We start from the raw sequence: 13,744 nt of genomic DNA, 5'->3' as shown, positions 1-13,744 counted from the left end.
TGGCGCTCCCGCGCCGCAGGAGCGCCTTCGTGTCGGCGCCGCGCGGTCAGCTCTTGGAGCGCACCAGGGTGATGAAGCGCACCTGCTCCGCCGGGTCGTCCCGGAAGGCGCCGGTGAACTGGGTGGTGAGGGTGGAGACGCCCTGCTTGGTGATGCCGCGCATGGACATGCACATGTGCTCGGCCTCGATCATCACCGCCACGCCGCGGGGCTTAAGCCCGTCGTCCAGGGCATTGACGATCTGCGAGGTCAGATGCTCCTGCGTCTGCAGGCGGCGGGCGAAGATGTCCACCACCCGCGCGATCTTGGAGAGGCCGACCACGCGCTCCACCGGGAAATAGGCGATGTGCGCCTTGCCCACGAAGGGCACCATGTGGTGCTCGCAATGGGAGTGGAAGGGAATGTCCCGCAGCAGCACGAAATCGTCGAAGGTGCCGATCTCGCCGAAGGTGCGCTCCAGCAAGGCGTCGGCATCCTCGCCATAGCCGGAGAAGAGCTCGTCATAGGCCTTCACCACGCGCTTCGGCGTGTCCAGAAGGCCCTCGCGCGCCGGGTCCTCGCCAAGATAGGCGAGCAGCGTCTTCACCGCGGCCTCCGCCTCCGCCCGCGAGGGGCGCGGCGTGCCGTCGGACAAGGGGGGATGAACCTTGGGCAAGGGGGGAGCGCCATCCGGCGTCGCCGCCACGGCCTTCACATCCCCCGAGCGAATTTCGCCCGCCCGGATCTCGCCCGCCCGGATCTCGCCTGCCTTGCGCAGACGCTCTCGCTCTTCGTTCTCGGCCTGCGCCTTGAACAATTTGACCACCGCGTCCATGAGACCACCAACTCCGTTCGACCCGCGCCATGGACGCTGTGATCCATAAAACGCGGGAGTGTCACCGGTCGTCGGGCTACGCATGCGCGGTGTCGCTCAAACCGCGCCCCGCCGGACCTGCCGGCGGTGGCTTTGCCGTCCGTTCCTCACTCCGGGCCCGAACGCCGGGCCCAAGCTCCATGATGGGGCCGGGGATGCATTTTCGCAAGGCCGGCCCCCATATCGAGCCTTGTCTGCGACACCCTGTCGGGCGCGGCAAGACCGTGGCGGGGTCGCGTCTTTGCGTCCGTTGATCCCGTCTCTATATAAGAAGGCGAAGGGCGCGCCGATACGCCCGCGCCCTGGTGCGCAGCAGCGGCGCCCGCCCCATGGTCCGGGAATCTGCCCATGATCAACGACGTGTACAACGCCCGCATCCTGGCCCTCGCCGCGGAGATCCCCCGGCTCGGCCGGCTGGCGGCGCCGCAGGCGAGCGCGCGCGCCCATTCTCGGCTGTGCGGCTCGACCGTCACCATCGATCTGGTCATGGACGGCGACACGGTAACGGATTTCGCCCATGAGGTGCGCGCCTGCGCCCTCGGGCAGGCCTCATCCTCGCTGATGGCGCGCCATGTGGTGGGCGCGACGGCGGACGAGCTGCGCGCGGTGCGCGAGGCCATGTGGAAGATGCTGCGCGAGAACGGCCCGCCCCCCGCCGGCAACTGGGACGATCTGAAGGTGCTGGAGCCGGTGCGCGACTACAAGGCGCGCCATGCCTCCACCATGCTGACCTTCGATGCGGTGGTGGACGCCATCGGCCAGATCGAGGCTGCCCGCGGCCGCGCAACCGATGCAGCCGAATAACTCCACCCTCAGCCCTCCGCGCGCTCCAGACGTCGTGCCTCGATAGCGGTGATCGCCGCTTCCGCCGCGGCGTCGAAGGCGGCTTCCAGCGCGGCGTTGCTGCCGCGCAGGCCGGCCACCACCGCCCGGGACCATTCCACATAGGCGCGGGCGCGAGAGAAACTCCAGTCTTCGGGCGCATCCTCGGCCAGCGAGCGTAGGTTGCAGGTCTTGTCCGCGAGCTTGAGCACCTTGCCCCGCGCCGAAAGGTGCGGTGCATGGACGATCTGCAGACGCTTGCGCTCGGCCGGCTCAAGCGCCTTGTCGTCGGTCACCTCCATGACGAGCGCGGCCACGTCTGCGCCAAACGTGCTTTCGATCTCGGCCGCAGTCACGCCCTGGTCCTCCACCACGTCGTGGAGCAGAGCCGCCGCCACCAGCTCCGCGTCCGTCCCGCCGGTTGACTCGCTGACCAGCAGAGCGACCTCGGCCAGATGGTTCACGTAGGGCTGGGCGCGCCGTCCCTTGCGCCGCTGGTCGGTGTGGCGCAGCGTCGCGAAAGCGAGCGCGCGAACCACCAGGGCGAGCGGCGGGGCAGCGGTGTCGTCGGTGGGGACCGGGTCTGGCGTCATGCCACTCCTCGCGCGTCATCGGGCCACCTCCAGAGAGGAGGGCGCGCGGGTCGCCGGGACCAGCGGCCCCGACCTCGACATGAAGGCTGGATAGGCAGATGAGGGGCGCCAAGCGTGGCGTTTGTGAGGCGCCGCATGCCCCGGGCGTAGCGAGGTTCCAAGAGGCGGATATGGCGGGAGACAGCGGGACAGGGCTTTCGCGAACGCCAGCCGGGCGGGTTCGAGCCGCGCTCGGGCGGGGGCCGCGCCTTGCCCTGCGCGGGCTCATCCTGGTCTATCGATACACGCTCTCGTCCATCATGGGCCGGCAGTGCCGCTATCTGCCCACCTGTTCGGAATATGCCGAGGACGCGGTGATGCGGCACGGCGCGCTCGCGGGGTCGGTGATGGCGACCGCCCGCATCTGCCGCTGCCATCCCTGGGGCGGCCACGGCTACGACCCGGTGCCGGAGCGCCTGCCCGCCGACGCCCGCTGGTGGCGCCCGTGGCGCTACGGGGTCTGGCGCATGCCGCCCGAGGCGCCGGGCGCTCAGGACTGATCAGTTCCGGCGCACCGCCGAGGGCAGGGGCGTCGCCGTCGGCGCGCCGGGCGAGGGCGCTTGCGTCGGGGCGGACTGCGGGGCGGGCGGAACGGCGGGAGCGGCGGTGGCACCGGCGTCCGTCACCTTCAGCTCGGATTCCTTCAGCATTCGCTCCAGAGCCGCGAGGCGCTCGGCCGCGCGCGGCGAGAGCGTCACCGGCCGCTCGGATTCCGAAAGGCCGGGCACGTTCACCATGGGCGGCGGCTCCTCGATCTTCGGGATCGGCGAGGTCACGCCGGGGATCGGCTTGATCTCGATGCCCTGGTGGGCATAGGCCATCACTTTCTGCCACGTCATGGCCGGCAGCGAGCCGCCGGTCATCTTGTTCATCATCGCGTAGTCGTCGTTGCCGAACCACACGCCGCACACGTAATTGCCGGTGAAGGCCATGAACCACGCATCGCGATAGGCGTTGGTGGTGCCGGTCTTGCCCGCCACCTTGGCGTTGACGAGGCGTGCCCTGCGGCCGGTGCCGTTCTCCACCACGTTGTTCAGCATGTCGTTGATGTCGAACAGCTGCTGCTGCGGGATGATCTGGACGGGCTTGGGCGCATCGCGATCGAACCGCCAGACCACGTCGCCGTTGCCGATGCGCATCTCCACCACCGCGTGGGGGTAAACGCTCTTGCCGCCGTTGGCGAACACCGCATAAGCGGTGGTCATGTCGAACAGCGTCACCTCGGCGGCGCCGAGGGGCAGCGGCGCGCTGATGGGCAGCGGCGTCTTGATGCCCATCTGGTGGGCGAGGTCGACGATCCGCTTGCGGCCGAACCGCTCGGCGAGGCGCACGGCGACGGTGTTCAGGGAGTGCTGGAGCGCCGTCTTGAGCGTGATGGAGCCCATGTAGGAGCGCCCGTAGTTCTGGGGGCACCAGTTGCCGAGGCAGATGGGGGCGTCCTGCACGACGGTGGATGGCTTCATGCCGTTCATCAGCGCCACGGTGTAGACGAAGGGCTTGAACGATGAGCCGGGCTGACGTAAGGCGTCGGTGGCGCGGTTGAACTGGCTCTCGCCATAGTCCCGTCCGCCCACCATGGCGCGGAGCGTGCCGTTGGGCTCCATGAGCACGATGCCGCCCTGCTTGACCTTGTAGTCGCGGCCAAATTCGGCGAGCGAAGTCTCCAGCGCGGCGTCTGCCACCTTCTGGATGTTGGGGTCGAGGCCGGTACGGACGATGAAATTCCGCTCGATCACCGACGGCGGCAGCTGGTCCACCAGCTTTTTCACCTCGCCGAAGGCGTAGTCGAGATAATAGTCCGGCACCTCGTCGTCGCGTCGGTCCACCGGCGTCGCCGGGCTGCGCCGCGCGCCGAACACCTGGCCCTCGGTCATGAAGCCGGCTTCCACCAGATTGTCGAGCACGGTGGAGGCGCGGGCGCGGGCGGCGGGCAGGTTGATGTGCGGCGCGTATTTGGACGGCGCCTTGAAGAGTCCGGCGAGCATGGCCGCCTCGGCGAGGTTCACCTCCTTCACCGACTTGCCGAAATAATAGCGCGCGGCGGCATCGACGCCGTAGGCGCCGCCGCCGAGATAGGCGCGGTCGAGGTAGAGCTTCAGGATCTGGCTTTTGGTGAGGTGGGATTCGAGCCAGATGGCGAGGAAGGCTTCCTTGATCTTGCGCTCGATGGTGCGTTCGTTGGACAGGAACAGGTTCTTGGCGAGCTGCTGTGAGAGCGACGAGCCGCCCTGCCGCACGCCGCCCGCCCGCGCATTGGTGACAACGGCGCGGAAGGTGCCGGCGACGTCGATGCCCCAGTGGTCGTAGAAGCGCCGGTCCTCGGTGGCGAGCGTCGCCTTGATCAGGTGGTCGGGGATGTCTTCCAGCGGGATGGTATCGTTCTGCTTCACCCCCCGCTCGCCGATGGAATTGCCGTAGCGATCGAGGAAGGTGACGGCGAGCTCGGTGCGCTTCAGCCAGTCGTCGGAAGTCTCGCGGAAGGCCGGCATGGCGAGCGCAAGCATGGCGATGGCGCCGGCGGTGCCCAGCGTCAGGCCCTCGGATGCGGCGCCCACCGCCCAGCGCGAAACGCCGGTGAGGTTGAAGCGCTCGGTGAAGGCGGAATAGGCGGAGAACGTGCTGCGCGCGCGGGCGCCGAGGCTGAACAGCGTGCTGTCCAGCAGCGCGTCAAAATCGAGCATGAGGCCGCGCAGGCGCTCAAGGAGGGAGGAACGACGCTTCGGCTCGGTCACGCTTCTGGCCCGGTTGCGGCCCGGCGGGCATGGCCTGCCGCGCCGCCCCCCGCGTCGCGTCGCCCGTCCGTGGCTCCTGCCCCCTCTATAGCGCGGGCGGCGCGTCCGCGCGAGCCACCCGGCGGGTGCAAGGCGCCCGTCACGCAGCCGTGAGCCACATTACCGAACCTTAATGCCTTAGCCAGACTGCCGTAACGCGCCAGCTTCTAGCTTGACCCTCGATCCTGCCGGGACAGGCAGATTCGAGCAGCAACCAGAGAGACGCGAACGCCCATGACCCGCTCCGACAACACCTCCTCCGTGACGAAGCGCCATCGCCGTACCCTTCTCGCCGGGGTCGTCGGCCTCGCGCTCGCCGGCGTCGTGGCCGGCCAGTTCGTGCCGCCCGTGGGCGGTCCCGCCCTCGCCCAGATCACCACCGCCCAGCCCGCCGGCACCTTCTCCTTCGCCGACATCGTCGAGAAGGTCTCGCCTGCCGTGGTCTCGGTGAAGGTGAAGAAGGACGGCGGCGACCAGATGGCCGGCGGCGACAATTTCGGCGGCAACGTTCCGCCCCAGATCGAGGAATTCCTGAAGCGCTTCGGCTTCGGCGAAGGCCGCGGCCCCGGCATGGGCCCCGGCGGCCCGGGCATGGGCCCGCGCGGCGGCATGGGTCCCCGCGGCGAGCGTCCGGTGGTCGGCCAGGGCTCCGGCTTCATCATCTCCGCCGACGGCTATGTGGTGACCAACAACCACGTGGTGGACGGCGCCGACGAGGTCGATGTGACGACCACCGACGGCAAGGAGTTCGTCGCCAAGGTCATCGGCACCGATCCGCGCACCGACGTGGCCCTGCTCAAGATCAACAACGTCACCAACCTGCCGTGGGTGAAGCTCGCGGACGGCGCCCCGCGCGTCGGCGACTGGGTGATCGCGGTGGGCAACCCGTTCGGCCTCGGCGGCACCGTGACCGCCGGCATCGTCTCGGCCCGCGGCCGCGACATCGGCTCGGGTCCCTACGACGACTTCATCCAGATCGACGCCCCCATCAACCGGGGCAATTCGGGCGGCCCGACCTTCTCGCTCAACGGCGAAGTCATCGGCATGAACACCGCCATCGTCTCCCCGTCGGGCGGCAACGTGGGCATTGCCTTCGCCATTCCTTCCGAGACGGTGAAGACCGTGGTGACCCAGCTGCGCGACAAGGGCACCGTGGCCCGCGGCTACATCGGCGTGCAGATCCAGCCGGTGACCGACGAGCTCGCGTCCGGCCTCGGCATCAAGGACGCCGAGGGTGCCCTGGTGGCGCAGGTGCAGCCGAACACCCCCGGCGCCAAGGCCGGGCTGAAGGCCGGCGACGTGATCGTGAAGGTCAACAACGAGCCCATCAAGGAGGCTCGCGAGCTGACGCGCAAGGTGGGCATGATGAAGCCCGGCACCGAGGTCAATCTCGCGATCATCCGCGAGACCAAGCCAGTGGACGTTAAGCTGGTGCTCGACCAGATCCCGAACGATCAGGTCGCGTCGCGCACCAACGCCCCGCAGAGCGAGGACGACAGCGCCGGCGGCAAGGACCTGCCGCGCCTCGGCCTCCAGCTGGCACCGTCCAAGAGCGTTCAGGGCGCCGGCGGCGAGGGTGTGGTCGTGACCGGGGTTGACCCCTCCGGCGCCGCGGCCCAGCGCGGCTTCAAGACCGGCGACGTGATCCTGAAGGTGGGCGACAAGACCGTCGCGACCCCCAAGGACGTGCGTGACGGTCTCGCCGCCGCCAAGGCCGAGAACCGCAAGGCGGTGCTGATCCAGGTGAAGAGCGGCGAAGGCGTGCGCTTCGTCGCCATCTCCCTGGAAGGCAAGGCCAAGGGCTGACGCCGATCGAGATCGGCGGGGCGCTTGCGCCCGAAGCCAATCATCGTGCCGGCGGCCCCCGCCGGCACCGGACCACCGGACCCGAGGCGGATGTTCGCCATCGCCCCTGACGCCGCTTCGGCTCCGCAGGCGCGGGAAGCTCCAGAGGGCTTCCCGCGCCGCTTTTTTTTGGTCGAGCGCTCGCGCTCCGGACGGTCGGATCGCAGCGAGGGGAAGCCGGCGGCCAATCGGGTGCCTTCGCCGCGGCGGATTTCGGAACGCTCTGGCATCGCGGGCTCTTCCGCCGGCGTCCCGCGCTCCACATCGGTGCCCGCCGCCGCCTTCCCCTGACCGCAAGGTGAGCTAGAGTGATGACAGCGATTCTCGATCCAGGTCCCCTCTCCGCCATGCGCCTCCTCCTCGTCGAGGACGACCGCGACGCCGCCGACTATCTGCGCAAGGCCTTCCGCGAGGCCGGCCACGTCGTGGACCACGCCGCAGACGGCGAGGAAGGCCTCGCCCTTGCGCTTGACGGCAAATACGACGTGATGGTTGTGGACCGCATGCTCCCCGCCCGCGACGGCCTCTCGCTGGTCGCCGAGCTGCGCGGCCGCGGGCATACGACGCCGGTGCTCATCCTCTCGGCGCTGGGGCAGGTGGACGACCGGGTGCAGGGCCTGCGCGCCGGCGGCGATGACTACCTGCCCAAGCCCTACGCCTTCACCGAGCTTCTGGCGCGGGTCGAGGCGCTGTCGCGGCGGGGTGTCTCCCAGGGCGCCGAAACGGTCTACAAGGTCGCCGACCTCGAACTCGACCGCCTCGCCCACCGCGTGACCCGCTCGGGCAAGGAGATCCAGCTCCAGCCGCGGGAGTTCCGCCTGCTGGAATATCTCATGCGCTACGCCGGGCAGGTGGTGACCCGCACCATGCTGCTGGAGAATGTGTGGGACTACCACTTCGACCCGCAGACCAACGTGATCGACGTCCACGTTTCCCGCCTGCGCTCCAAGATCGACAAGGGCTTCGACGTGCCGCTGATCCACACCGTGCGGGGCGCCGGCTACATGGTGCGGGCGGGGCTGGTGTGAGCGAGCGGGCACGGGTCTTTGCGGAGGGCGCGGGCCAATGAGTCCCCTCGGCCACGCCGCCCGCCTCGTGCGCACTACCGCCTTCAAGCTGCTGGCGGCCTATCTGGTGGTGTTCGCGGTGTTCGCGGTGTCGGTGATCGTCTACACCGCCTGGCACACCCGCGAGCTGATCCAGGGGCAGGTGGCGGACGATCTCGACCGCGAGGTGCGCTTTCTCTCCGACCAATACCGCATCGGGGGCATCCAGCGCCTCGTCTATGTCATCGACAGGCGCACACGGCGGCCGGGCTCCTCCATCTACATGCTGGCGAATTTCCAGGGCGAGGTGCTGGCCACCAACGTTTCGGACCTGCCCATCGGACTGCTGGACCGTCCCGGAACGCGCTTCACCACCTACAACCGGCCGGATGATCCGGGCACCAACATCCACGTCGCCTTCGTGCAGGCCATGATCCTGCCCGGCGGCTACCGCCTGCTGGTGGGCCGCGACATTGAGGAGCGCGACACGCTGCGCGACCTGGTCGCCCGGCCGGCGCAATGGGCTGTGCTGCTCATCGTCGTGCTGGGCCTCGCCGGCGGCGTGTTCGTCACCCGCCGCGTCCTCAAGCGCATCGATTCCATGACCGCCACCGCCGAGACCATCATGGCCGGCAACCTTTCCGGCCGCCTCGCCATGATGGGCACGGAGGACGAATTCGACCGCCTTGCCCACTCGCTCAACGCCATGCTGGATCGGATCGAGGGCCTCATGCAGGGGCTCAAGGAGGTATCGGACAACATCGCCCACGATCTGAAGACCCCGCTCACCCGTCTGCGCAACCGCGCCGAGGAGGCCCTGCGCTCTGCCCGCACGGAAGACGACTGGAGGGCCGCGCTGGAGACCACCATCGAGGAGAGCGACGGCCTCATCCGCACCTTCGACGCCTTGCTGATGATCGCCCGGGCCGAGGCGGGGCAGGGGCGGGCGACCATGGGCGACGTGGACCTCGCCGAGATCGCCGTGGCGGTGTCCGAGCTCTACGAGCCCCTGGCGGACGAGCAGGGCCTGGACCTCGTGGTGGAGACCCAGCCGGTGACGGTGCACGGCGTGAAGGAACTGCTGGCCCAGGCGCTCTCCAACCTCATCGACAATGCCATCAAATACGGCCGGCCCACCGGCGGCGGCCGCGGCCGCATCGCCGTCAGCCTGCGCCGGGAGGGGCCCGATGCGGTGCTCGCCGTCGCCGACACCGGCCCGGGCATCCCCGCCTCGGAGCGGGAGCGTGTGGTGGAGCGCTTCGTGCGGCTGGAGGTGAGCCGCACGCGCCCCGGATCCGGCCTTGGCCTGTCGCTGGTGGGGGCCGTCGCGCGCCTGCACGGGGGCAGCCTCACCTTCGCCGATAACGCGCCCGGCCTCGTCGCACGCCTCGTTTTGCCAACGAAATGACTGGGGACCGTGAGCCGAGCCGACGTTGGGGCCCGCGCGACGGCGTTAACCCCGCAGGGTGGCGCATCAACGCGCGGTTAACCGCGCGCCCGCAGGCGCACCCGAGCTTTGCTGCGCCTACGAAAGAGGGCTTGCGCGACGCAAAACGCTGGTGCCTTTAATCTGGACCATGCTTTGGCCCCTGGAACCGGATTCGGCCGAACGGCCCCCTTTTGCCCTGCTGATGCGGGAGGCGCCGGTCCTCACCGATGTCGAGACGGCAAAGATTAAGCTTTCCAACGTGACGGATGCGCTGTCCGCGCACGACCGCGCCGCGCTCGCCGCGGTGTTTGACCGTGCCCCGCGGGCCCGCGATGTTTGCCTCGGCGTCATGGAGGGTTCGCCCTTTCTCACGGAGGTGGTGCGCGCCGAGCCAGAGCGCCTGCTGCGTGTCCTGTCTCGTCCGCCCCATGCCCATCTCGCCGCGCTGATCGAAGCCGCCACCGGCTGCGCGCATGCAAGCGAAGCTGAGGTGTTGCGTGCCTTGCGCCGCATGCGGGCGGAGGCGGCGCTGCTCATCGCCCTCGCCGATATCGGCGGCGTGTTCTCGCTCGTGGAGGTCACTGCGGCTCTGACCGACGTGGCGGATGCTGCGGTCCGCACGGCGCTCGCGTACCTGCTCAGCGAGGCGGTGCGGAACGGGCGGCTCTGCGTGCCGGATCCTGCGGATCCGCAGGCCGGCTGCGGCCTCGTCATCATCGCCATGGGCAAGCACGGCGCCCGGGAGCTGAACTACTCCAGCGACATCGATCTCATCGTCGTCTACGACCGCGACCGGGCCCAGCTCTGCGCCGACGTGAGCGCCTCGCCCTTTTTCGTGAAGATCACCCAGGGGCTTGTGCGCCTGCTGCAGGAGCGGACGGCCGACGGTTATGTCCTGCGGGTGGATCTGCGGCTGCGGCCTGATCCCGGCTCGACGCAGGTCGCGCTCTCCACCGCTTCGGCGCTGGCCTATTACGAGCGGGAGGGCGCCACCTGGGAGCGAGCCGCCTACATCAAGGCGCGCACGGTGGCCGGCGACTTCGAAGTGGGGCGGCAGTTCCTCGCCGACCTGTCCCCCTTCGTGTGGCGCCGCGTGCTGGACTTCCAGGCCATCGCCGACGTGCACGCCATGAAGCGCGAGATCCACGCCTTCCGCGGCCATGACGTGGTGGCGGTGGAAGGGCACAATGTGAAGCTCGGGCGCGGCGGCATCCGCGAGGTGGAATTCTTCGTCCAGACCCAGCAGCTGATCGCCGGCGGGCGCGATCCGCTCCTTCGCACCTCGCGCACGCTCGACGCCCTCGATGCGCTGACCGAGCATCGCTGGATCGAGCCCAAGGTGCGCGACGAACTTGCGGAAGCGTACCACTTCCTGCGCCGGGTGGAGCACCGCATCCAGATGATGGCGGATGCCCAGACCCACGCCCTGCCCGACACGCGGGAGGCCATGGAGGCGTTCGCCCGCTTTATGGGCTATGCCGACCGCGATGCCTTCGCCGCCGCGCTGGTCGCCCGCCTCACCCTGGTGCAGGGGCATTATGCGCAACTTTTCGAGGACGCGCCGCCGCCGGCCGTGCTCGACGCCGCCCTCGTGTTTCCGCCCGACGAGAACGACCGCCAGACCCTCGCCGCCCTCGCCCGGCTCGGTTTTCGCGACCCGGCCGCAGCGAGCGCCATCGTGCGGCGCTGGCTCGCCGGCACCCCGCGGGCGCTGAGGGGCGAGACGGCGCGCGCCCATCTCGCGCGCATCGTGCCGCTGATGCTGGAGGCGCTGGCCCGCGGCGGCGACCCCGACGGGGCGCTGATCGCTGCCGACGGCTTCCTCGGCGATCTGCCCGGTCCCCACCTCCTCGCCGCCCTTGGCCGGCATCCCGATCTGGTGCGCCTTCTCGCCACCATCCTCACTGCCGCGCCGCGCCTCGGGGAGACGCTGGCGCGCCGCCCCTCCCTCGCCGATGCGCTGCTCGATCCCGCCTTCTTCGATGTCCTGCCCGACGAGGCGAGCCTCACCACCCGGCTCGACGCCCTTCTCGACAGTGCGGCCACCGACGAGGAAGAGCTCGATCGCGTCCGCCGTTTCCGCCAGGAGCAGCACGTTCTCATCGGCGTGCGCATCGCCTCGGGCACCTTGCCGGCGGCGCGGGCGGGAGAGGCCTATGCCCGCCTGGCCGAGGTCATCATCCGCGCCCTGCACAAGCGTGTGGGAAACCGCTTCCGCGCCGCCCACGGCACCATTGCCGGCGCGCAGACGGCGGTGCTCGCCATGGGCAAGCTGGGCGGGCGGGAGATGACGGCCGGCTCCGACCTCGACCTGATCGTGCTGTACGATTTCGACGCCGACGCCGATCCCACGTCCGATGGGCCGCGCCCGCTCGTCGGCGCGCAATACTTTGCCCGGCTGACCCAGCGCCTCGTCACCGCTTTGACCTCCCTCACCAACGCCGGCAAGCTCTACGACGTGGACCTGAGGCTGCGCCCGTCCGGCCGCTCAGGCCCGCTGGCGACACGGCTGTCCTCCTTCGCCGCCTACCAGCGCGCCGACGCCTGGACCTGGGAGCACATGGCGCTGACCCGGGCGCGGGTGATCGCCGCGCAGCCGGGCTTCGGCGGCGTGGTGCGCGGCGTCATCGGCTCGGTCATGGCGCAGCCGCGCGATCGGCGGCGGCTCGCCGGCGACATTCTCGACATGCGTCGCGCCATCGCCGCAGAGAAGGGCGAGGACGACCACTGGAATCTCAAGCACGCCGCCGGCGGGCAGGTGGATGTGGAGTTTCTCGCCCAGTATCTCGTGCTGGCGCACGCCCATGCCTTTCCCGAGATCGTCGACACCGCCACCGCCCGCGTCCTGGTCTGCGCCGAGCGGCTCGGACTGTTGACGCCGGAGGATGCGCACATCCTGCTGCGGGCGTGCCGGCTCTACCAGGACCTGACCCAGGTGCTGCGCCTGTCGGTCGACGCCCATGTGGTGCCGGCGGACGCGAGCCCGGCCCTCAGGGCGCTGCTCGCCCGCGCCGGAGAGATGCCCGACTTCGCAACGCTGGATGCCGACCTCGCCGACACGCAGGCGAAGGTGCGCGCCATCTTCGAGCGCATCCTGGAGACCGCGGCGGGCTGAGCGCGGCACGCTAGCGGCCCGGCGGCGCGCCAGCCACATACTGGATGGCGCGGTGGATCAACTCGGCGAGATTGGTGGCGCCGAGCTTGGCCTTGAGCTGCGAGCAGGTGTTGGCCACCGTCTTGTAGCTCACGCCCAGGTCATCGGCGATCTGTCCATAGGCCTTGCCTTCGGCCAGAAGGGCCAGGGCCTGCAGCTCGCGCGGCGTCAGATCCGCCAGCGCGCCGGTGCGTCCGCGGGTGCCGAGGATGGCCACCTCCAGGGCGAGGTCCGGACTGATGTAGGGCTGGCCGCGACGCACCTTCTCGAAGGCGTCGATGAGATCGGCCGCCGACGTATCCTTGACCAGATAGCCCGTCGCGCCCGCCTCCAGCGCCCGGCTGGCGATGACCGGATCGGAATGCATGCTGAAGACCAGGATGGGCATGCGCGCCGCCTGCGCCCGCAGCCGGCGCACCAGAGCAAGGCCGGCGAGGCCGCTGCCGTTCAAAGCGAGGTCGACGATGACCATGTCCGGCCGCTGGCGGCGGAACGCGCGATAGCCGGCGATGGCGCTCTGGGCTTTCACAAGCTCGCAGGTGCCGCTGTCTTCCAGCAGGATGCGGCAGCCCTGCAGCACGATGGGGTGGTCGTCGATGATGAGGACGCGGGTCATGGCGTTCGGATCGCCTCCCTGTGCCGGGGGTGGACGGGAAGGGTGACTGCGAGACGGGCGCCTATGTCCGCGCCGCGGTCGAAACGGCAGGTGCCGCCGAGCGCGCGGACCCGTTCGCGGATGCCGCCGAGGCCCAATCCCTCAACCACCATAGGGGGTGGGCCTGAGCCGTCGTCGGTCACCGTCAGGGCGAGCGTGCGCGTCTCGCCCGCGCCGGTCTCCGCGACCTCGACTCGGATGGTGTGCGCGTCACCGTGCCGAAGGGCATTGGTGACGGCCTCCTGGATGCAGCGATAGAGGCTGGCGAGCGGCGAGGAGCATCTGAGCGCGGTTCGCACCGATCACCTCGAAGCCCTCGCTACGGGGAGTGTCAGGAATTTCGTGTGGGGGCGGTCATGATGGACCCTATGGAGGTTCCCGATGGCCCGACGCAAAGCCCCCCGTATTCCTGACGAACTGCTGGACCAGTTGCTGGCCGGTGCCGATCCCAAGACGGCCTTCGACACCAATGGCCTGCTCGACGATCTGAAGAAGGCGCTGGCCGAGCGCGCCCTGAACGCCGAGATGGACCATCAC

Annotated in this window: 11 protein-coding genes and 1 pseudogene; 7 read left to right on the top strand and 5 right to left on the bottom strand. The window is 69.6% G+C overall.

The window, feature by feature from the left end; genetic code table 11:
* Positions 1 to 46: 46 nt before the first annotated feature.
* Positions 47 to 814 carry a GTP cyclohydrolase I FolE gene (gene folE / locus ABLE93_RS00060; protein ID WP_510182949.1) on the bottom strand — a complete coding sequence of 256 codons (768 nt, stop codon included), beginning with the start codon at positions 812 to 814 and terminating at the stop codon, positions 47 to 49.
* A 387-nt stretch (positions 815 to 1,201) separates the two neighbouring features.
* On the opposite strand from folE, the gene ABLE93_RS00055 reads away from it, so the two are divergent.
* Positions 1,202 to 1,657 carry an iron-sulfur cluster assembly scaffold protein gene (locus tag ABLE93_RS00055; RefSeq protein ID WP_348836944.1) on the top strand — a complete coding sequence of 152 codons (456 nt, stop codon included), beginning with the start codon at positions 1,202 to 1,204 and terminating at the stop codon, positions 1,655 to 1,657.
* 8 nt (positions 1,658 to 1,665) lie between these two features.
* Here the strand turns inward: ABLE93_RS00055 and ABLE93_RS00050 are convergent, their stop codons facing one another.
* Positions 1,666 to 2,268, bottom strand: coding sequence for an HD domain-containing protein (locus ABLE93_RS00050; protein WP_348836942.1), 603 nt, complete (start codon positions 2,266 to 2,268; stop codon positions 1,666 to 1,668).
* 170 nt (positions 2,269 to 2,438) lie between these two features.
* Here ABLE93_RS00050 and yidD point away from each other — a divergent pair, with 170 nt between their 5' ends.
* Complete coding sequence (yidD, locus tag ABLE93_RS00045; RefSeq protein ID WP_348836939.1) at positions 2,439 to 2,807, top strand: membrane protein insertion efficiency factor YidD; 369 nt, start codon at positions 2,439 to 2,441, stop codon at positions 2,805 to 2,807.
* Here yidD and ABLE93_RS00040 read toward each other — a convergent pair whose 3' ends face one another.
* Entirely contained in the window at positions 2,808 to 4,988 is a 2,181-nt protein-coding gene (locus ABLE93_RS00040; protein ID WP_348838424.1) for a transglycosylase domain-containing protein, read from the bottom strand.
* 324 nt (positions 4,989 to 5,312) lie between these two features.
* On the opposite strand from ABLE93_RS00040, the gene ABLE93_RS00035 reads away from it, so the two are divergent.
* The 4 genes from ABLE93_RS00035 to ABLE93_RS00020 all read left to right on the top strand — a co-directional run bounded on the left by ABLE93_RS00035 (position 5,313) and on the right by ABLE93_RS00020 (position 12,513).
* Complete coding sequence (locus ABLE93_RS00035; protein ID WP_348836937.1) at positions 5,313 to 6,884, top strand: Do family serine endopeptidase; 1,572 nt, start codon at positions 5,313 to 5,315, stop codon at positions 6,882 to 6,884.
* A gap of 350 nt (positions 6,885 to 7,234) precedes the next feature.
* Positions 7,235 to 7,951 carry a winged helix-turn-helix domain-containing protein gene (locus tag ABLE93_RS00030; protein WP_348836936.1) on the top strand — a complete coding sequence of 239 codons (717 nt, stop codon included), beginning with the start codon at positions 7,235 to 7,237 and terminating at the stop codon, positions 7,949 to 7,951.
* Positions 7,952 to 7,988: 37 nt separating this feature from the next.
* The gene (locus tag ABLE93_RS00025) at positions 7,989 to 9,377 is read left to right on the top strand and encodes an ATP-binding protein (RefSeq protein ID WP_348836934.1); all 1,389 of its coding nucleotides are present in this window, start codon (positions 7,989 to 7,991) and stop codon (positions 9,375 to 9,377) included.
* A gap of 169 nt (positions 9,378 to 9,546) precedes the next feature.
* Positions 9,547 to 12,513 (top strand): bifunctional [glutamine synthetase] adenylyltransferase/[glutamine synthetase]-adenylyl-L-tyrosine phosphorylase, encoded by a 2,967-nt coding sequence (locus tag ABLE93_RS00020; RefSeq protein WP_348836932.1) that lies wholly within the window; start codon positions 9,547 to 9,549, stop codon positions 12,511 to 12,513.
* Between the two features lie 10 nt (positions 12,514 to 12,523).
* Here the strand turns inward: ABLE93_RS00020 and ABLE93_RS00015 are convergent, their stop codons facing one another.
* A complete protein-coding gene (locus ABLE93_RS00015; protein ID WP_348836930.1) occupies positions 12,524 to 13,168 on the bottom strand; it encodes a response regulator in 645 nt (214 codons plus the stop codon).
* Positions 13,165 to 13,506 (bottom strand): ATP-binding protein, encoded by a 342-nt coding sequence (locus ABLE93_RS00010; RefSeq protein ID WP_348836929.1) that lies wholly within the window; start codon positions 13,504 to 13,506, stop codon positions 13,165 to 13,167. Before ABLE93_RS00010 ends, ABLE93_RS00015 begins: the two co-directional genes overlap by 4 nt.
* Before the next feature lie 82 nt (positions 13,507 to 13,588).
* Here ABLE93_RS00010 and ABLE93_RS00005 point away from each other — a divergent pair.
* Positions 13,589 to 13,744: pseudogene (locus tag ABLE93_RS00005) on the top strand (IS256 family transposase); the annotation flags it as partial.

This window comes from Xanthobacter pollutisoli (assembly GCF_040044995.1).
Lineage (GTDB): Bacteria > Pseudomonadota > Alphaproteobacteria > Rhizobiales > Xanthobacteraceae > Xanthobacter.
Note: the sequence above shows the minus strand (reverse complement) of the source record. Positions and strands in the feature narration are given on the sequence as shown.

Bases quoted from the DNA above. Each gene is read 5' to 3' on its own strand.
- ABLE93_RS00030 (WP_348836936.1), top strand. From the start codon at position 7,235: ATGACAGCGATTCTCGATCCAGGTCCCCTCTCCGCCATGCGCCTCCTC.
- yidD (WP_348836939.1), top strand. From the start codon at position 2,439: ATGGCGGGAGACAGCGGGACAGGGCTTTCGCGAACGCCAGCCGGGCGG.
- ABLE93_RS00035 (WP_348836937.1), top strand. From the start codon at position 5,313: ATGACCCGCTCCGACAACACCTCCTCCGTGACGAAGCGCCATCGCCGT.
- folE (WP_510182949.1), bottom strand. From the start codon at position 814: ATGGACGCGGTGGTCAAATTGTTCAAGGCGCAGGCCGAGAACGAAGAG.
- ABLE93_RS00055 (WP_348836944.1), top strand. From the start codon at position 1,202: ATGATCAACGACGTGTACAACGCCCGCATCCTGGCCCTCGCCGCGGAG.
- ABLE93_RS00025 (WP_348836934.1), top strand. From the start codon at position 7,989: ATGAGTCCCCTCGGCCACGCCGCCCGCCTCGTGCGCACTACCGCCTTC.
- ABLE93_RS00040 (WP_348838424.1), bottom strand. From the start codon at position 4,988: ATGCTCGATTTTGACGCGCTGCTGGACAGCACGCTGTTCAGCCTCGGC.
- ABLE93_RS00020 (WP_348836932.1), top strand. From the start codon at position 9,547: ATGCTTTGGCCCCTGGAACCGGATTCGGCCGAACGGCCCCCTTTTGCC.
- ABLE93_RS00050 (WP_348836942.1), bottom strand. From the start codon at position 2,268: ATGACGCCAGACCCGGTCCCCACCGACGACACCGCTGCCCCGCCGCTC.
- ABLE93_RS00015 (WP_348836930.1), bottom strand. From the start codon at position 13,168: ATGACCCGCGTCCTCATCATCGACGACCACCCCATCGTGCTGCAGGGC.